The sequence below is a fragment of the Pseudomonas sp. YuFO8 genome, assembly GCF_035065025.1.
Taxonomy (GTDB): Bacteria; Pseudomonadota; Gammaproteobacteria; order Pseudomonadales; family Pseudomonadaceae; genus Aquipseudomonas; species Aquipseudomonas putida_AE.
In genome coordinates this window covers 1-18,419 of sequence record NZ_JAXDEQ010000034.1, presented here as the reverse complement: position 1 = coordinate 18,419, position 18,419 = coordinate 1, and the positions used below count along the sequence as shown (strand labels likewise).

The 18,419-nt window shown below is 64.0% G+C and carries 17 protein-coding genes and 1 pseudogene; 13 read left to right on the top strand and 5 right to left on the bottom strand.

The features are described 5' to 3' along the window. Positions 1-172 precede the first annotated feature (172 nt). The 5 genes from SOP95_RS24040 to SOP95_RS24020 all read left to right on the top strand — a co-directional run bounded on the left by SOP95_RS24040 (position 173) and on the right by SOP95_RS24020 (position 5,997). Positions 173-775: a dimethylamine monooxygenase subunit DmmA family protein gene (locus tag SOP95_RS24040; protein WP_274077557.1), complete on the top strand. Its 603-nt coding sequence runs from the start codon at positions 173-175 to the stop codon at positions 773-775. Then, the gene (locus SOP95_RS24035) at positions 772-1,740 is read left to right on the top strand and encodes a PDR/VanB family oxidoreductase (RefSeq protein ID WP_274077556.1); all 969 of its coding nucleotides are present in this window, start codon (positions 772-774) and stop codon (positions 1,738-1,740) included. Before SOP95_RS24040 ends, SOP95_RS24035 begins: the two co-directional genes overlap by 4 nt. Before the next feature lie 18 nt (positions 1,741-1,758). Continuing rightward, entirely contained in the window at positions 1,759-2,781 is a 1,023-nt protein-coding gene (locus SOP95_RS24030) for a heme-dependent oxidative N-demethylase family protein (RefSeq protein ID WP_323608555.1), read from the top strand. A gap of 110 nt (positions 2,782-2,891) precedes the next feature. Beyond that, on the top strand, positions 2,892-4,427 hold the full coding sequence (locus SOP95_RS24025) for an APC family permease (RefSeq protein ID WP_323608554.1): 1,536 nt from the start codon (positions 2,892-2,894) through the stop codon (positions 4,425-4,427). Positions 4,428-4,572: 145 nt separating this feature from the next. Then, positions 4,573-5,997, top strand: coding sequence for a gamma-aminobutyraldehyde dehydrogenase (locus SOP95_RS24020; RefSeq protein ID WP_323608553.1), 1,425 nt, complete (start codon positions 4,573-4,575; stop codon positions 5,995-5,997). Between the two features lie 88 nt (positions 5,998-6,085). On the opposite strand, the gene SOP95_RS24015 is transcribed toward SOP95_RS24020, so the two are convergent. After that, positions 6,086-6,322: a hypothetical protein gene (locus tag SOP95_RS24015; RefSeq protein WP_046818795.1), complete on the bottom strand. Its 237-nt coding sequence runs from the start codon at positions 6,320-6,322 to the stop codon at positions 6,086-6,088. Between the two features lie 164 nt (positions 6,323-6,486). On the opposite strand from SOP95_RS24015, the gene SOP95_RS24010 reads away from it, so the two are divergent. From SOP95_RS24010 to yghX, 7 genes and pseudogenes are all read left to right on the top strand, one after another. Next, complete coding sequence (locus SOP95_RS24010; RefSeq protein WP_323608552.1) at positions 6,487-8,250, top strand: L-lactate permease; 1,764 nt, start codon at positions 6,487-6,489, stop codon at positions 8,248-8,250. 227 nt (positions 8,251-8,477) lie between these two features. After that, positions 8,478-9,977: a glycolate oxidase subunit GlcD gene (glcD, locus tag SOP95_RS24005; protein WP_323608551.1), complete on the top strand. Its 1,500-nt coding sequence runs from the start codon at positions 8,478-8,480 to the stop codon at positions 9,975-9,977. Continuing rightward, the gene (glcE, locus tag SOP95_RS24000; protein ID WP_274077956.1) at positions 9,977-11,041 is read left to right on the top strand and encodes a glycolate oxidase subunit GlcE; all 1,065 of its coding nucleotides are present in this window, start codon (positions 9,977-9,979) and stop codon (positions 11,039-11,041) included. The genes glcD and glcE overlap by 1 nt, the downstream gene beginning before the upstream one ends. A gap of 3 nt (positions 11,042-11,044) precedes the next feature. Beyond that, a complete protein-coding gene (glcF, locus tag SOP95_RS23995; RefSeq protein ID WP_274077955.1) occupies positions 11,045-12,265 on the top strand; it encodes a glycolate oxidase subunit GlcF in 1,221 nt (406 codons plus the stop codon). Positions 12,266-12,284: 19 nt separating this feature from the next. After that, complete coding sequence (locus tag SOP95_RS23990; protein WP_274077954.1) at positions 12,285-12,683, top strand: heme-binding protein; 399 nt, start codon at positions 12,285-12,287, stop codon at positions 12,681-12,683. Between the two features lie 6 nt (positions 12,684-12,689). Further along, positions 12,690-12,806: pseudogene (locus SOP95_RS23985) on the top strand (outer membrane lipoprotein carrier protein LolA); the annotation flags it as partial. A gap of 31 nt (positions 12,807-12,837) precedes the next feature. Then, positions 12,838-13,725 (top strand): YghX family hydrolase, encoded by an 888-nt coding sequence (gene yghX, locus SOP95_RS23980; RefSeq protein ID WP_274077953.1) that lies wholly within the window; start codon positions 12,838-12,840, stop codon positions 13,723-13,725. Positions 13,726-13,820: 95 nt separating this feature from the next. Here yghX and SOP95_RS23975 read toward each other — a convergent pair whose 3' ends face one another. The 4 genes from SOP95_RS23975 to SOP95_RS23960 all read right to left on the bottom strand — a co-directional run bounded on the left by SOP95_RS23975 (position 13,821) and on the right by SOP95_RS23960 (position 17,483). Next, a complete protein-coding gene (locus tag SOP95_RS23975) occupies positions 13,821-14,474 on the bottom strand; it encodes a peroxiredoxin (RefSeq protein ID WP_323608550.1) in 654 nt (217 codons plus the stop codon). A gap of 125 nt (positions 14,475-14,599) precedes the next feature. Next, positions 14,600-15,262: a hypothetical protein gene (locus SOP95_RS23970; RefSeq protein ID WP_274077951.1), complete on the bottom strand. Its 663-nt coding sequence runs from the start codon at positions 15,260-15,262 to the stop codon at positions 14,600-14,602. Positions 15,263-15,264: 2 nt separating this feature from the next. Next, positions 15,265-16,209: an aldo/keto reductase gene (locus SOP95_RS23965; protein ID WP_274077950.1), complete on the bottom strand. Its 945-nt coding sequence runs from the start codon at positions 16,207-16,209 to the stop codon at positions 15,265-15,267. Then, positions 16,206-17,483, bottom strand: coding sequence for an NTP/NDP exchange transporter (locus SOP95_RS23960; RefSeq protein ID WP_323608549.1), 1,278 nt, complete (start codon positions 17,481-17,483; stop codon positions 16,206-16,208). Before SOP95_RS23960 ends, SOP95_RS23965 begins: the two co-directional genes overlap by 4 nt. A gap of 52 nt (positions 17,484-17,535) precedes the next feature. On the opposite strand from SOP95_RS23960, the gene SOP95_RS23955 reads away from it, so the two are divergent. Then, entirely contained in the window at positions 17,536-18,324 is a 789-nt protein-coding gene (locus SOP95_RS23955) for an alpha/beta hydrolase (RefSeq protein WP_323608548.1), read from the top strand. The last annotated feature ends 95 nt before the right edge of the window (positions 18,325-18,419 follow it).

The window sequence follows — 18,419 nt, the reverse complement described above, 5'->3', positions numbered from 1 at the left end:
CCAATAAAACGCTGCAAAAACGCCTACAACGTAGTTATTTCTGCTTACACTTTTCTTCTGTATAAATATTTAATCATTTAAAAACAACGACTTAAACACTTGGCACGCCCTGTGCTCCTGCTATCTGCAACCCACCATCGTTGGGCTCCGATAGTCAGGAGGAATAACAATAATGTTGATCACCGGGATCAAAAGTCGGCCGGTCTACGACCGGTTGCAACCTCTGCCGGGAGGTGTCCGGCACATCATTGCCGGGCAAGGCAGTGGCGGTCGCGCCATGTTGCGTTTGCTGGAGGAGATGGCCGGGCTGGATCGCCCCGTGACCTTGCTGTACGCCCAGGAGTCATTTTCCGGCCAGGACTTCCTGGCGCAATTGCAGCAGCACCCGGGTCATCAACTGCGGGTGTATGCCAGCAACCAGGCATTGATCGACGCCCTCGACGACCTGCTCGGCGACGCCAGGATGGGTACCCGCCTCTACCTCGCCGGTTCCGAAAGCTTCCTCGGCAGCGCCATGCAAGTGGCCACCCGCTTCGATCTCAATCGCGACGAAGTGCTTCGCGAGCACTCCGGCACGCTCGTGCGCCGGGTCTGGTGCGTGCACTGCGACACCTACACCGAAAACGTGACCCAACGCGTCTACGACTGCCCCGGTTGCAGCCTGACGCTGGTGGTGCGCGACCACTATTCCCGGCGCCTGGCGGCCTTCCAGGCGGTCAAGGCCGATGCCGAAGTACCGGGCGAACTGCCCCCAGCCGAGGAGCTCGATACATGAGCCAGAACAACGGGACCTTGAATCTGCGGGTGGTCCGCATCGAAGCGGTGACCCCAGAGATCAAGCGCTTCACCCTGGTATCGCCGACCGGTGCGCACCTGCCGGCGTTCTCCGGCGGCAGCCACGTGGTGGTGCTCATCGCCAACCCGAACAACACGCTGCGCAACCCCTACTCGCTGCTGAGTTCGCCCTATGACACCAGCAGCTATCAGATTGCCGTGCGCCGGGTGGAAAGCGGTCGCGGTGGTTCGATGGCGCTGCATGACAGTGTCCGCGAGGGCGACCTGATCGAGGTCACGCCACCGGTCAATCTGTTCCCGCTGATCAAGCAGGCCCGCCTGCACCTGTTCATTGCCGGTGGCGTCGGTATCACCCCGGTGATCTCCCAGCTGGAGGAATTGCGCCTGAGCAAGGTGCCCTTCGAACTGCATTACGCCGTTCGCGGCGATGAACACGCACAGCTCGGCAAAGAGTTGCAGGCCACCTACGGCGAACAGGTCCACCTGTATCGCAAAGGCATCGAAACGCGCATGGACATCGGCCGGATCCTCGCCGATCGCCCGCTGGGCAGTCACGTTTATGCCTGTGGACCGGACAGCATGATCGACGCCACGCTGGCCTGTGCCCGCGACCTGGGCTGGACCGACAGCCACGTGCACTTCGAGCGATTCCTCGAACAAAGCAGCGGCGGCGAAGCCTTCAGTTTCACCCTCGGGCGCAGTGGCGCAACCATCGAAGTCTCGCCTGACCAGACCATGCTCGAAGCGGTCGAGGCCGCGGGCTACAGCATGCCTTACCTGTGCCGTGGTGGTGCCTGTGGCCATTGCGAAACCGCGGTCCTGGAGCTCGATGGCGAACTGCTGCACAGCGATGACTGGCTGTCGGACGACGACAAGAGCAGCCACAAGAAAATCATGCCCTGCGTATCCCGCGCCAAATGCAATCGCCTGGTCATCGACCTCTGATCGACGGAAGCCATAACAATGAATATCAAGTTCAATCCCGACGAAACCTACCGCGACGACTACACCTTCGCCAACAGCCCGGAGACCATCGCCCGCGCGCCCTTCCCGTTCCCCGATGACGACTACATGTACTCGATGAACCTCGAGCCCCATGTCTCGGTCGGCGACGGCGCCTTCCGGGCCGCGTTCGATATCGACGAGCACTACATCAGCGAATGCCGGGACCGCGCCATCACCCTGGAGAAAGATCCGGGCATGCACTACGTCGCGGCGCCGCACATGATGGAGGCGCAGTGGGACCTGCTCGAACTGATCATGGAGTCCTACGCCCGCGACTATCCGCAGTACTTCACCCTGTCCCGTGAAGGCCGCCAGTGGCACTGGGTCAACCGCCTGCTGGACATCGACGATCACTTCACCTTCGGCGACCCGGCGACCCTGCCCTATGAGCCGATGGAATACGTGACCCGCCAGGCCCAGGGCGACTGGGTCTTGCAGGAAGAACGCGACGGTACGCTGTATTGGGGCGCCGGGATCGCCACCCAGCGCGCCGACTATTCGCTGCGCTTCAACCTCGGCATGAGCTGGGAAGAGTTCCACGGCCCGGTGCCGCTGGTGAAGGAAATCGGCATGCTCGACCGTGCCCTGAAGTTCCTCCTGCGCCTGCGCACCGGCCACCCGGTGCGGCGCCTGAACTGGTCGCTGACGGTCAACCCGCGCCTCGAGGTCTCAGCCGAAAGCCTGCCCGAATGGGCGCCGGACCGGACCCTCGTGACGGCCGAAAACGCCGGCAAGCTGGTGTACCTGCGCATCGAGCTGCAACCGCTGCACCGCCTGCCGCGCAGCAACGCCATTGTCTTTCCGATCCGCACCTACCTGCTCAGCCTCGAAGACATCGCCACCAACCCGGCATGGGCGCGGCGCATGCACCGGGTGCTGCGCGACCTGAATCAGCAATTGGTCGATTACAAAGGCTTCAGCCGGTACCGCGATGCGGCGGTCGAGTGGCTGTCGCAGTACGACGACGAAACCAAAGCCTGATGAGATCCCCTGTGGGAGCCAGCCTGCTGGCGATGGCGGTCTTGAGGGCGCCATCGCCAGCAGGCTGCTCCCACACCGCAATCCACTGCCATTGATAATGAGGAAATAACATGAGTGGCTCATCCAACACGCGTGCAAGCAGCGCCGACCAGGACGCCGAACAACTGCGCGCCCTCGGCTACAGCTCGGATTTCAATCGCAGCATGAGCCTGTGGGAGAACTTTTCCCTGGGCTTTACCTACCTGTCGCCGGTCGTCGGGGTCTATACCCTGTTCGGCCTGTGCCTGGCCGCCGGCGGCCCGCCGATGTTCTGGTCCTACCTGCTGATCGGCGCCGGGCAAATGCTGGTCTGCCTGATTTTTGGCGAAGTGGTGTCGCAGTTCCCGATTTCCGGTGGCGTCTACCCCTGGGCTCGTCGCCTGGTGGGCAAGCGCTGGGCGTGGATGGTCGGCTGGGTCTATGCCTGGGCGTTATGCGCCACCATCGCCGGGGTTGCGGTGGGTGCCGGGCCGTACCTGGCGATCATGCTGGGCTTCAATCCCGGCCCGGATGCCAACATCGTCATCGCCCTGGCGATCATCCTGCTGTCCACCGCGCTTAACCTGGTGGGCACCAAGCTACTGGCACGGGTGGCGATGTTCGGCTTTCTCTGCGAGCTGGTCGGCGCGATCCTGGTCGGTGGCTACCTGCTGATCTTCGAGCGCCATCAACCGATCGGCGTGCTGTTCGACACCTTCAACCTTGAGGTCAATGGCTCGTACCTGCCGGCCTTCCTCGCGGCCTCCCTGGCCGGCCTGTTCCAGTACTACGGGTTCGAGGCCTGCGGCGATGTCGCGGAAGAAACCCCGAACCCGGGCAAGCGCATTCCCAAGGCCATGCGCATGACCATCTACATCGGCGGCGCGGCAGCGATGTTCGCGTGCCTGGCGTTGATTCTCTCGGTGCCGGACATGGCCAAGGTACTGGCCGGTGAAGACACCGACCCGGTCGCCACGATCCTGGCCAATGCCTTCGGCCCGGTCGGTTCGCGCCTGGTGATGGCGGTGGTCATGGTCTCGTTCATCTCCTGTGTGCTGAGCCTGCAAGCGGCGGCCAGCCGACTGTTGTTCGCCTATGCCCGGGACGAGATGATCGTCGGCAGCTCACTGTTCAAGCGCCTGTCGGCCAACCAGGTGCCGTCGTTCGCGCTGCTGGTCAGCGGCCTGGTGCCGGCGGCGATTGTCTGCCTGGGGATGTTCATGGCCGATGCCGTGGCCACCATCGTCGGTTTCGCCGCGATCGGCATTTACGTGGCCTTCCAGTTGATCGTGGTCGCCGCGCTGATCGCCCGTGCCAAGGGCTGGCGCCCGAACGGTCAATTCACCCTCGGCGCCTGGGGCCTGTGGGTGAACCTGGCGGCACTGATCTATGGCGTGTGCGCCATCGTCAACATGGTCTGGCCGCGCTCGCCGGACGCGGCCTGGTACATCAACTATTCGATGATCCTCACCACGCTGGTGGTGATGGGTGCGGGTCTGGTCTACATGCTGCTGGGCAAGCCCTACGACAAAGGCACGGCGCCGGCGGGGGATGCGTGGAAGTTTTCCAAGCCGCGGGCCAAGGGTGCTGACATTCCCGGTGCTGCGATAAACAAACCAGCCATCTGACAACCCGATACCCATTGTGCGAACCGGATCCTGTAGGAGCTGGCTTGCCAGCGAAAGCGGTGTGTCAGCCGACATCATTGCTGGAAGTGATGGCCCCTTCGCTGGCAAGCCAGCTCCTACAGGGAACTCGAACGAGGACAGACTTATGCAAACCCAACTCTTGATCAACGGCCAACTCATCAACGGCGAAGGCCCCGCCCAACCGGTGTTCAACCCGGCGTTGGGGCGCGTGCTGGTGGAAATCAACGAAGCCAGCGAAGCCCAGGTCGATGCCGCCGTGCGCGCCGCCGATGCCGCGTTCGACAGCTGGTCGCAGACCCCGCCCAAGGAACGTTCGCTGCTGCTGCTCAAACTCGCCGACGCCATCGAGGCCCACGGCGAAGAGCTGGCCAAGCTGGAGTCGGACAACTGCGGCAAGCCCTACAGCGCCGCGCTCAACGACGAGATTCCGGCGATCGCCGACGTGTTCCGCTTTTTTGCCGGCGCCAGCCGCTGCATGAGCGGCTCGGCCGGTGGCGAATACCTGCCCGGCCACACCTCGATGATCCGCCGCGACCCGGTGGGGGTGATCGCCTCCATCGCGCCGTGGAACTACCCGCTGATGATGGTCGCCTGGAAAATCGCCCCGGCCCTCGCCGCCGGTAATACCGTGGTGCTCAAGCCGTCGGAACAGACGCCGTTGACCGCCCTGCGCCTGGCACAACTGGCGTCGGAAATCTTCCCCGCTGGCGTGCTCAACCTGGTGTTTGGCCGTGGTCCCACAGTCGGCAGCCCGCTGGTCACCCACCCGAAAGTGCGCATGGTGTCGCTGACCGGCTCGATCGCCACCGGCTCGAACATCATTTCCAGCACCGCAGACAGCGTCAAGCGCATGCACATGGAACTGGGCGGCAAGGCCCCGGTGATCATCTTCGACGACGCCGACATCGACGCCGCCGTCGAGGGCATCCGCACCTTCGGTTTCTACAACGCCGGCCAGGACTGCACCGCCGCCTGCCGCATCTATGCCCAGGAAGGCATCTACGACAAATTCGTGGAAAAACTCGGCGCGGCGGTCAGCAGCATCAAGTACGGCTTGCAGGACGATCCGGCGACCGAGCTCGGCCCGCTGATCACCGCGCAGCACCGCGACCGCGTGGCCGGGTTCGTCGAGCGCGCCGTGGCGCAGCCGCACATCCGCCTGATCACCGGCGGTAAAGCGGTGGACGGCAATGGCTTCTTCTTCGAACCGACGGTGTTGGCCGATGCTCAGCAGGACGACGAAATCGTGCGGCGCGAAGTGTTCGGGCCAGTGGTGTCGGTGACCAGATTCACCGATGAGGCGCAGGTGCTGGGCTGGGCCAACGACTCGGACTACGGCCTGGCGTCATCGGTATGGACCGCCGACGTCGGTCGTGCGCATCGCCTGTCGGCGCGCTTGCAGTACGGCTGCACCTGGGTGAACACGCATTTCATGCTGGTCAGCGAGATGCCCCATGGCGGGCAGAAGCTGTCCGGGTATGGCAAGGACATGTCGATGTATGGGCTGGAGGATTACACCGTCGTGCGGCATGTGATGTTCAAGCATTAAAAACCATCGCCAGCAGGCTGGCTCCCACAATTTGGCTGTGGGAGCCAGCCTGCTGGCGATGGCATCACCGCAAATCCCCAGCCTTGCGCTAAAGCGTCCTCTGGCTATTGCCAATCCCCTTGGCAATGTCGATCCCCCAGTCCATCGCCGCTTCCATGTCCAGCATATGCGGCTTGGGATCGTGGTTTTCGTCGATGGCCGTGCCATCCGGTCGGTAGACTCCGATGAACATGCCCAGGGAGCCGTCCTTCAGTATCTCGGCCTTGACCTTGATGCTGCATCCGTTCGAAAGCGTCTCCTTGTGCTCCAGATGGCGCTCAGTCATTGCGGTTTTCCTCCCGTTGCAGTTTGGACCTATCGGCAATGCTAGCTCAGGCGCCTGCACAGCGCCGGTAAACACGCCCTGACAGCGGCGCAATGCCACCTATACTACAGGCCACCTCCCCCCCAAGGGGCTGCACGTCCAACAATAAAAAGCAGAGGTGGAACATGGTCTGGCAGCAACTCTACGATCCGTTCAACAACCCGGTGCTTTCAACCCTCATGGCCGCCGTGCCGGTGGTGGTGATGCTGGCAGCCCTGGCGTTCTTCCATGTCAAGGCACATCTGGCGGCACTGATGGCCCTGGCCTCGGCCCTGGTGATCGCGATTTTCGCCTTCGGCATGCCCGCCGGCATGGCCGGGTCGGCCGCGCTGTACGGGGCCGCCAACGGTTTGCTGCCGATCGGCTGGATTGTGTTGAACATCATTTTCCTGCACCGGCTGACGACCGAGAACGGCTCGTTCAAAGTGCTGCAGGACTCCCTCGCGCGGATCACCGACGACCGCCGTCTGCAATTGCTGCTGATCGCCTTCTGCTTCGGTGCCTTTTTCGAGGGCGCGGCGGGGTTCGGTACACCGGTGGCGGTGACCGGAGCGATCCTCATTGGCCTGGGCTTCTCACCGCTGGCCGCCTCGGGCCTGGCGCTGATCGCCAACACCGCCCCCGTGGCCTTCGGTGCCCTGGGCACGCCGATCATCACCCTGGCCAAGGTCACCGGGCTGGATGAAATGGAGCTGTCGATGATGGTCGGTCGGCAACTGCCGTTCTTCTCGGTGATCGTGCCGTTCTGGCTGATCTGGGCCTTTGCCGGCTGGCGCAAGATGCTGGAAATCTGGCCGGCGATCCTGGTGACCGGGATCAGTTTTGCCGTTCCGCAGTTCGTCGTGTCCAACTATCACGGGCCGATGCTGGTGGACGTGATCGCCGCGCTGATTTCCATGGCCTGCCTGACAGGATTCCTGAAAGTGTGGAAACCGGCCACGGTGCACACCTCCGCCGCCCTGTCCGGGCGCGTCGACAACTCGGCGATCGCCGAGGAACACGACGAAAAACCGGTCGCCAGTGCGGCCTTTGCCAGCGACGCCAAGCCCGCGGTGATGCGCGCCTGGATGCCGTGGATCATCCTCACCGTCTTCGTGTTCGCCTGGGGCACCCAGGGCTTCAAGAACATGTTCGACACCCGCCCCGCGATCGATCCGGCCACCAGCACGGCGAAACTGGATCCCCAGGGTAAACCGCTGCGCGAGGCCAACCCGATTTTCGCCCCGACCCTGACCTTCACCACGATTCACCAGCAGATCGAAAAGGTTCCGCCCGTGGTGCCTGCGCCGAAAACCGAAGAAGCGATCTACAAGTTCACCTGGTTCACCAGCACCGGCACCGGCATCCTGCTGTCGGCGATCCTCGGCGGGCTGTTGATGGGCTACTCCATCCCGCAACTGATTCACCAATACCTGCGAACACTGTGGGTGGTGCGCTACTCGTTGATCACCATTACCGCGATGCTGGCCCTGGGGTTCCTCACCCGCTACTCGGGGCTGGACGCGACCATGGGCCTGGCCTTTGCCGCGACCGGGATTTTCTATCCGATGTTCGGCACCCTGCTGGGCTGGCTCGGCGTGGCCCTGACCGGCTCGGACACCGCGTCCAACGTGCTGTTCGGCGGCTTGCAGAAGGTGACCGCCGAGCAACTGGGGCTCAGCCCGGTGTTGATGGCCGCCGCCAACAGTTCCGGCGGGGTGATGGGCAAGATGGTCGACGCCCAGTCGATCGTGGTCGCCTCCACCGCCACCCGCTGGTACGGCCATGAAGGGGAAATCCTGCGTTATGTGTTTTTCCACTCGATCGTCCTGGCGATCCTGGTCGGTGGCCTGGTGACATTGCAGGCCTATGTTGCGCCGTTCAGTCATATGGTGGTGGGCGGCCACTGATCGGCACAGCCCGGGTTGCTCGCGCAACTCTGTTGAAAATCCCGGGCACTGGCCCTAATGCTGTCCACTGTAGGAGCGAGCTTGCTCGCGATGGTCGTCAACGATAACGCGTGTTTACGGGCTAAACGCGGCGCTCTTGAGTTCATCGCGAGCAAGCTCGCTCCTACAGTGAGCAGCAATACGGGCACTGGCCCGGGCTTTCATGAACGGAGTATCGTAAAACGACTATGAACATTCTTTACGATGAACGCGTTGATGGCGCGTTGCCAGAGGTCGACAAGAGCGCGCTGTTGCAGGCCTTGCGCACGCAGTTGCCCGATCTGGAGATCCTGCACCAGCAGGAAGAGCTCAAGCCGTACGAATGCGACGGGCTCAGCGCCTACCGCACTACACCGATGCTGGTGGTGCTGCCGCGGGACATTGCCCAGGTCCAGGGCGTGTTGCGCCTGTGTCATGAGCGCCGGGTAGCGGTCGTCGCCCGGGGCGCCGGTACCGGGCTGTCCGGCGGCGCCTTGCCCCTGGAAAAAGGCGTGCTGCTGGTGATGGCCCGCTTCAACCAGATCCTGCAGATCGACCCCGCCACCCGTACCGCCAGGGTTCAGCCAGGGGTGCGCAACCTGGCGATTTCCCAGGCCGCCGCACCGTTCGACCTGTACTACGCGCCCGACCCTTCTTCGCAAATTGCCTGCTCCATCGGCGGTAACGTCGCCGAAAACGCCGGCGGCGTGCATTGCCTGAAATACGGCCTGACCGTGCATAACCTGCTCAAGGTGGACATCCTCACCGTCGACGGCGAACACCTGACCCTGGGCTCCGACGCCCTGGACTCGCCCGGTCTGGACCTGCTGGCCTTGTTCACCGGCTCCGAAGGCATGCTCGGGGTGATCACCGAGGTCACGGTCAAGCTGCTGCCCAAACCGCAGTCGGCCAAGGTACTGCTGGCGGCGTTCGACTCCGTGGAAAAGGCCGGTCGCGCCGTCGGCGACATCATTGCCGCCGGCATCATTCCCGGTGGCCTGGAGATGATGGACAACCTGGCCATCCGCGCCGCCGAGGACTTCATCCACGCCGGTTACCCGGTGGAGGCCGAAGCCATCCTTTTGTGCGAACTCGACGGCGTCGAAGCCGACGTGCGTGACGATTGCGACCGCGTGCGCCAGGTGTTGCAACAGGCTGGCGCCACCGAAGTGCGCCAGGCCAAGGATGAGGCCGAGCGCGTGCGCTTCTGGGCCGGGCGCAAGAACGCCTTTCCGGCGGTGGGCCGATTGTCGCCGGATTACTACTGCATGGACGGCACCATCCCGCGCCGCGAGCTGCCCGGTGTGCTCAAGGCCATCGCCAGCCTCTCGGCCGAGTACGGCCTGCGAGTGGCCAACGTGTTCCATGCCGGCGACGGCAACATGCACCCGCTGATCCTGTTCGATGCCAATACGCCTGGCGAACTGGATCGCGCCGAAGCCCTGGGTGGGAAGATCCTCGAGCTGTGCGTGAAGGTCGGCGGCAGCATTACCGGTGAGCACGGCGTCGGCCGGGAAAAGATCAACCAGATGTGCGCGCAGTTCAACAGCGATGAGTTGACCCTGTTCCACGCGGTCAAGGCGGCGTTCGACCCCGGCGGCCTGCTCAATCCTGGCAAGAACATACCGACCCTGCACCGCTGCGCCGAGTTTGGCGCCATGCATGTGCACGCAGGCCAACTGCCCTTCCCTGACCTGGAGCGCTTCTGATGCAGGAAACTGCCGATCTCGATGACAGCAGCGCGCTGCAGGAGCAGGTCAACCAGGCGTTGGCGAACGCCACGCCGCTGCGCATCCAGGGGGCCAATACCAAGGCGTTCCTGGGACGGGTGACGGCGGGCGAAATACTCGATACACGATCGCACCGGGGCATTGTCAGCTACGACCCGACGGAGCTTGTAATCACTGTGCGCTGCGGCACGCCACTGGCGGAACTGGCGAAGGTGCTGGACGCCGCGCAGCAGATGTTGCCCTGCGAACCGCCCTCCTTTGGCGACGATGCCACCGTCGGCGGCATGATCGCCTGCGGGCTGTCGGGGCCGCGTCGGCCGTGGTCGGGGTCGGTCAGGGATTTCGTCCTGGGCACGCGGGTGATCACAGGCCTGGGCAAGCACCTGCGTTTTGGTGGCGAGGTCATGAAAAACGTCGCCGGTTACGACCTGTCGCGCCTGATGGCCGGCAGTTACGGCATCCTCGGCCTGATCACCGAGGTCTCGCTCAAGGTGTTGCCCAAGCCCCGGCAGGCCCTGAGCATCAGCCTGCAAATGAACGCCGAACATGCCCTGCTACGCCTGGCGGAATGGGGCCAGCAACCGCTGCCGATCAGCGCTGCGTGTCATGACGGTGAACGCCTGCATCTGCGGTTGGAGGGTGGCGAAGGTTCGGTGGCGGCGGCCCATGACCGCCTGGGCGGCGAGTTGCTCGACGCTTCGTATTGGGCCGATCTCAACGAACAACGCCTGGCCTTCTTCGATGAAGACCAGCCCCTGTGGCGCCTGTCCGTGCCCAACAACACGCCACGGCTGTCCCTGCCCGGCCGGCAATTGATCGACTGGGGCGGCGCCCAGCGCTGGCTCAAGTCCGACGCCGAGGCAAAGTTCATTCGCCAGGTCGTCGAAGAGGCTGGCGGGCACGTCACCTGCTACAGCCACGGGCTCACGGACACGCCCTTCCAGCCGCTGCCCGACGCATTGATGCGCTACCACAAGAGCCTCAAGCAGCAACTCGACCCCCAGGGCATCTTCAACCCCGGACGTCTGTACGCGGAGTTATGAATCATGCAGACCACCTTGAGCGAACGCGCCCGCCAATTGCCCCGCGCCGAAGAAGCCGACAGCATCCTGCGCACCTGTGTGCATTGCGGTTTCTGCAACGCCACCTGCCCGACCTATCAATTGCTCGGCGATGAGCTGGATGGCCCGCGCGGGCGCATCTACCTGATCAAGCAGGTGCTGGAAGGCAACGAGGTGACGCAGAAGACCCAGCAGCACCTGGATCGCTGCCTGTCATGCCGCAACTGCGAAACCACCTGCCCTTCGGGGGTCGATTACCACAACTTGCTGGACATCGGCCGGGCCGTTGTCGATGCGGCGGTACCGCGTCCGCTCGGTCAGCGTCTGTTGCGCGAAGGGCTGCGCACGCTGGTGCCGCATCCGGACCTGTTCAAGCGCCTGGTCAACAGCGGCCAGGTGTTTCGCGCGCTGCTGCCCGGCGCGCTGCAAAGCAAGCTGCCGCGCAACCTGCCGGTGACCAAGCAGCGCCCCGCCGTGCGCCATGCCCGCCAGGTGCTGATGCTCGAAGGTTGCGTGCAGCCCGGCCTGTCGCCCAATACCAACGTGGCCGCCGCCAGGGTCCTGGACCGCCTGGGCATCAGCGTCATGCCGGCCCGCGAGGCCGGCTGTTGCGGCGCCGTGGACTATCACCTGGACGCCCAGGCCGCCGGCCTCGATCGCGCCCGGCACAACATCGATGCCTGGTGGCCGGGCATTGAACAAGGCGCCGAGGCCATCGTGCAAACGGCCAGCGGTTGCGGCGCGTTCATCAAGGATTACGGGCATCTGCTGGAGCGCGACCCGGTCTATGCCGACAAGGCCAGGAAGGTCAGCGCGCTGGCCAAGGACCTGGTGGAGGTGTTGCGCGCCGAACCGCTGGAACAGCTGGGCATCCACAACGCCCACCGCGTGGCGTTCCATTGCCCGTGCACCTTGCAGCACGCGCAAAAACTTGGTGGCGCGGTCGAAAAGGTACTGATGCGCCTGGGCTTCAACCTCACCACAGTACCGGACGGCCATTTGTGCTGCGGTTCGGCGGGCACTTATTCGCTGACCCAGCCGGAACTGGCCCGGCAACTGCGCGACAACAAGATGAATGCCCTGGAAAGCGGCTACCCCGAAGTCATCGTCACCGCCAACATCGGCTGTCAGTCGCACCTCGACGGCGCGGGCCGTACCCCCGTCCGGCACTGGATCGAACTGGTCGAAGCCGCCCTGTCCCAATAGCGCCCAATGGAGAATGCCCATGAACAGCAAAGCCGTCCTGAGCCAGGCCGAAGTCAGCCGGATACTCGCCGCCGCCCGCACCGAAGCCCAGGCCAATCAATGGCCAGTGACCATTGTGGTGGTCGACGACGGCGGTCATCCCCTGGCCCTCGAACGCCTCGATGGCGCCTCGCCCATCAGTGCCTACATCGCCACCGAAAAAGCCCGCACCTCGGCCCTGGGGCGGCGGGAATCCAAAGGCTATGAAGAAATGGTCAATGGCGGGCGCACGGCCTTTCTCTCGGCCCCGCTGCTGACCTCGCTCGAAGGCGGGGTGCCGATCACGGTCGACGGCCAGGTGGTCGGTGCGGTCGGGGTGTCCGGGGTCAAGGCCGAGCAGGATGCGCAGGTGGCGAAGGCCGGGGCGCAGAGTTTGTAATTTGGCATGCCCCCCCCTGTAGGAGCGAGCTTGCTCGCGATGGAGGTCAACGATGACGCGGGGAGCCTGACAGCCCGCGGTGCTCTCAGGTTTTTCGCGAGCAAGCTCGCTCCTACAAGGTTCGCGTTCTATTGGATGAAGAGGAAGCGCCTATATGACCCGTCTCACTGCAAAAGACTTTTCCCCACAGCTGTTGGAACTCTACGATTACTACGCCCATGGCCTGATCAACCGGCGCGAGTTTCTCGACCGCGCCGCGCTGTTCACCCTGGGTGGCTTGACCGCCAGTGCACTGCTGGCGTCCCTGAGCCCGGACTACGCCCTGGCCGAACAGGTCGAATTCACCGACCCGGACATCATTGCCGAGTACGTCGAATATCCCTCACCCAAGGGCCACGGGCAGGTTCGTGCCTATCTGGTGCGTCCGGCAAAAGCCGCCGGCAAGCCCCCTGCGGTGGTGGTCGTGCATGAAAACCGTGGGCTCAATCCTTACATCGAAGACGTCGCGCGACGCCTGGCCAAGGCCGGTTTCGTCGCCCTCGCCCCGGATGGCCTGAGCTCGGTGGGCGGCTACCCCGGCAACGACGACAAGGGCCGTGCGCTGCAGGAGAAGGTCGACCCGCAAAAGCTCATGAATGACTTCTTTGCCGCCGTCGAGTGGATGATGAAACACCCCGACGCCAGTGGCAAAGTCGGCATCACCGGTTTCTGTTATGGCGGTGGAGTCACCAATGCGGCCGCCGTGGCCTACCCGGAACTGGGCGCCGCGGTGTCGTTCTACGGTCGGCAAGCGGACGCCAAGGATGTACCGCGGATCAAGGCACCGGTGATGCTGCACTACGGTGAGCTGGATACGCGCATCAACGAAGGCTGGCCCGCCTATGAACAGGCGTTGAAGGCCGGGGGCAAGACCTATGAGGCCTACATCTATCCCGGCGCCAATCACGGTTTTCACAACGACTCCACGCCGCGCTATGACGAGGCGGCGGCGAAGCTGGCGTGGGAGCGGACGTTGGGGTGGTTTCACAAATACCTGGGGTAAGCCGGAGCCACCCTCCCTTGTAGGAGCCCGGCTTGCCGGCGAAGGCGATCTCGCGGACGCCATCGCCGGCAGGCCAGCTCCCACAAAGGCCGGGGTTATTTCGGTTGCGGTACCGTGCGCAGATACGGTTTCAGGGTCTTGAAGCCGTCCGGGTATTTCTTCTTCGCATCCTCGTCGGACACCGACGTCGGAATGATCACGTCTTCCCCCGGCCGCCAGTTCACCGGCGTGGCGACGGTGTGCTTGGCGTTGAGCTGCAACGAGTCAAGCAAACGCAGCACTTCATCGAAATTACGCCCGGCGCTCATCGGGTAGATCAGCATCGCCTTGATCTTCTTGTCCGGGCCGACCAGGAACACCGAGCGCACCGTGGCATTGTCCACCGCGGTGCGCGTGCCGCCGCTGGCATTGGGGTGGATCATGTCGTAGAGCTTGGCCACGACCAGGTTTTCGTCGCCGATCAGCGGGTAGTTGACGGCACTGCCCTGGGTTTCTTCGATGTCACCCACCCATTTCTCGTGATCACTGACCGGGTCGATGCTCAGGCCGAGGATCTTGGTGTTGCGCTTGTCGAACTCCGGCTTGAGTTTGGCCAGGTAACCCAGTTCGGTGGTGCACACCGGGGTGAAATCCTTGGGATGCGAAAACAGGATGGCCCAGCCATCACCGATCCATTGGTGGAAGTTGAGCGTGCCTTCGGTGGTTTGTGCCGTGAAATCCGGCGCTTCATCGCCTATGCGGATTGCCATGTTCGATCTCCTTGCAGTGATGGTCAGGGGACGCTGTCGCAGCGCGGGTGAGCGTTAGCGACGGCATTGAAAATGGGTGCCTTGCCTGTTGACGCGACTCAGTATAGGAGACGATTGCCGATCGATCAGCCGCCCAGCGCAATGATCGCGGCGATCAGCGCGGCGCCGAGGACGGCCAGGGCAACCCCGCCCTGCCACGGCCTGGCACCGGCGTAGCGGGCGAGGATCCAGCCCGCCAGGAACAGCACCAGGATGCCGATGGCGTTGGACAAGCGCACCGCCAGCGCCGTCTGATCGAGGAGCAGGAAGGGCACCACCAGCGGGAAGGTCGCCACCACTACCAACAGGAACACGCCCAGCGCGCCCTTGAAGTCATCCAGGCCCAGCGCCGGCTGCAGCGGCGTGGCGGGTGCCTGGATCAGGCGCTGGCGTAACGCTTCCAGGCCTTCGGCGCCGGCGGCCAGGGCAATCCGTGGCGGCAGCGCATCGGCGATCAGCGCCTGGCCAGCGCTGGCATCGCGACCCTCGCGCAAACCGCTGAACAAGTTGCGGTTGCGCGTGCGCTCGATGACCGTGCGCAGCAGATACATCACCGCGTCCGCCAGGCCCCACGCCAGGTTGCAGCCCAGCGCGGCGATCATCATCGTGCGTTCTTCCTCCTGATTGGCGGTGGCCACACTGATCGTTCCAGTGAACGTCATGGCCATGAGCAGGCCGAAAATCACTTCGGTGACCCGGTCGACCGGATCGAGTACGCGGGCGCGTTTCTGTTGAGCGTTTTCGTGCATGGTTACCCCACCAGGGCGATCAGTTGATGACGTTGTGCATCGGTCAGCATCGGGCCGAATCCGGCGCTGGCGTTTTCCGCCATGTAGCGCGGGTTGCCGGTGCCAGGGATGACGCAGGTCACCGCGGAATGCGACAAGAGGAATTTGAGTGCCAAAGGCGGCCAGGTCTTGACCCCGACTTGTGCGGCCCAGCCGGGCAAGGGTTTGCCCTGCAACCGCGCGATCAGGCCACCGCCGCCGAACGGCCGGTTGCAGATCACCGCGACGCCGCGGTCGCGGCACAACGGCAGGATGCGCTTCTCCACCGCGCGATCATCCAGCGCGTAGTTGATCTGCAGGAAGTCCAGCGGCTCGGCCTTGAGCAGCGCCTCCACTTCGTCATAGGCCGACGCGGTGTAATGGCTGATACCGATGTAGCGAATGCGACCTGCCTCCTTCCACTCGCGCAGGGTCGGCAGATGGGTTTGCCAGTCCAGCAGGTTGTGGATCTGCATCAGGTCGATGCGGTCGGTCTGCAGCAGCTTGAAGGATTGCTCCATCTGCGCGATGCCTTCTTCGCGGCCCCGGGTCCACACCTTGGTCGCCAGGAATGCCGGCGAGCGTGGCTCGTGAATCGACAGCAGCTCGCCGGTGGTCTGCTCGGCGCGGCCGTACATCGGCGAGCTGTCGATGACCTTGCCGCCCTTTTCGAACAAGGCGTCAAGCACCGCGGACAAGCTGCGGTAGGCAGGGTCCGAAGGCGCCACGTCGAAGCCGCGATAGGTGCCCAGGCCGACGGCGGGCAATGGCTCTTTGCTGGAAGGAATGACGCGGGTCATCATGGTCTTGCCTCCTGTTCCCGCCGCTGGCGAGGTTGACGCGCCGCTCGGGCCGAGCGTGAAGACCGCCGATGCGGCGGCAGCCAGCGTGAGTATTTGCCTGCGGGTAAAACCTTGGCCATGGCTCATGACGTTTCCCTCCCCGGTGGTGCTGCGTCGGCCATTCGTGCCTGGCGCCTGGCCAGCCACAGGCACAACCCGCCCCACACGCCCGCGAACGGCACGACCGCCAGCGCGACCAGGCCGAAGCCTGCGCCCAAGGCTGTCAAACCGGCCGACAACCAGCCACTGGCGGCATCACCTCCACGATAGACCAGGGTTTCGATCACGTTCTTGGCCTTGTACTTCTCTTCCCGGCTGACCACCGTCCACAGCACTTCACGCGCCGGCCTCACGATGCCGAACTCCACCGCGCGGCGCAGCCCCTGGGCCAGGGCCACGCTGGCCGGCACCGGCGCCAGAGCCATGACGCTAAACGCCACGACGGTCGCCAGGGGCATGACCAGCAGCGCGCCGCCGATGCCCAGCAGACGAATCAACGGCGCCGTCAGCAGCAACTGGCAGATCAGGGTCAGCGTCGACACCAGCAAATCGACCAGGGCGAAGAATTGCGTCCTGCTGCCTACATCAGCGTAGCTGCCAGTGACGATCCGTCCCTGCTCGAAATACAACAAAGTCGCAGCGCTGGTGTGCAGCAGCATGAAGGCCACCAGCCCCAACAGATACGGCGAACGCAGGATGAGAGTGATCCCGGCGAGCATGCTGCCGCCCAGGCGCCGTTCGTCCAAAAGGTGATGAGCCGCCTGCGCTTGCGTCCTCGCCAGCAGCCCCCGATAGCAACGAACCGCCAGCTCCAGCAGCAGCGCCGCAGCGACGGTCAACGCCAGCGGGCCCAGACGAGTGGCCATGGTCGCCGCCAGCAAGGGCCCGATGAAAGTGCCAAGGGTGCCGCCGGCCGCGATGCAGCCAAACAGCCGTCGGCCTTGCTCGCTGGAGAAGCGATCGACCAGCACGCTCCAGAAAATCGAGACGATGAACAGGTTGTAGAGGCTGATCCAGACAAAAAACACCTGGCCGACCGTCACCGGCGCCACGCGGTTGCCGATCAACAGGCCAAACACCAGCATCGATACGGCAATCGTGCGGTAGATCAACGGCACGAAGCGCGTGGCCGGCAGCCGCGACGCCAGCGCGCCAAACACTGGCACCATCAGCAGCATGACCACGAACGTGGCGGTGAACAGCCATTGCAACCGGTCGACGCCGCCTTCGAGGCCCAGGGCATCGCGCAACGGCCGTACCAGGTAATAGCTGGCCAGCACGCAGAAGTGGAAGGCGAAACCCAGGGCCAGGGCCGCTCTTTCCGCAGGCTTTACGTTGAGCCACTTGAGCGCGATGGGCATCGGTGCCCTCCTTTACCGCCAGCTACACTCTGACAGCAACCCGGAGCCGTCAATGCCGCCCACTAACGTTAGCCGAATGTCCCGTACCCTGGTGTTCCTCGTCGTCATCGCCGCTGCGCTGTACCTGGCGCTCTGCGCGGCCCTGTTCGTCTTTCAGCGCGCGCTCATCTACTACCCGCAACCCCGCGCCGTCGACTCACCCGACACGCTGCTGACCTTGCCCGTGGACGAGGCGCAGGTGCTGGTGTCGGTGCGCGCGCATGACGGCCCCAAGGCACTGATCTACTTCGGTGGCAATGCCGAGGACGTCTCGCGCAGCCTGCCGGACTTCGCCCGGGCCTTCCCCGACCATGCCCTGTATCTGCTGCATTACCGTGGCTACGGCGGCAGCTCCGGGTCACCTTCGGAAGAGGCGATTGCCCGCGATGCCATGGCCCTGTTCGACAAGGTCTATGCCGACCACCCGCAGATTGCCGTGGTCGGACGCAGCCTGGGTTCGGGGGTCGCGGTGCGCCTGGCCAGTTCTCGGCCGGCGGCGAAACTGCTGCTGATCACGCCGTACAACAGCCTGGAGGAACTGGCCGAGCGGCAGTTCCGTTGGTTTCCGGTGAAGTGGCTATTGAAGGATAAATACGAATCCTGGCGCTACGCCGAACATATCGCCGTGCCAACACGCCTGATCGCCGCCGAACACGACGAAGTGATTCCAGGCGCAAGCACCCGGCGCCTCTACAGCCATTTCCCCGCGGGCGTGGCAACGCTGCAGGTAATTGCGGGCACCGGGCACAATTCGATCAGCAACAGCCCGGAATACCTCGAGGCGCTGGAGGATGGTTTGTAGGCGCTGGCTTGCAAGCGATGAGGCCCGAAAGGCCAGCGCAATATTCAAGGACGCCTTCGCCGGCAAGCCGGCTCCTACAGGTCCGCGGCAGCCAC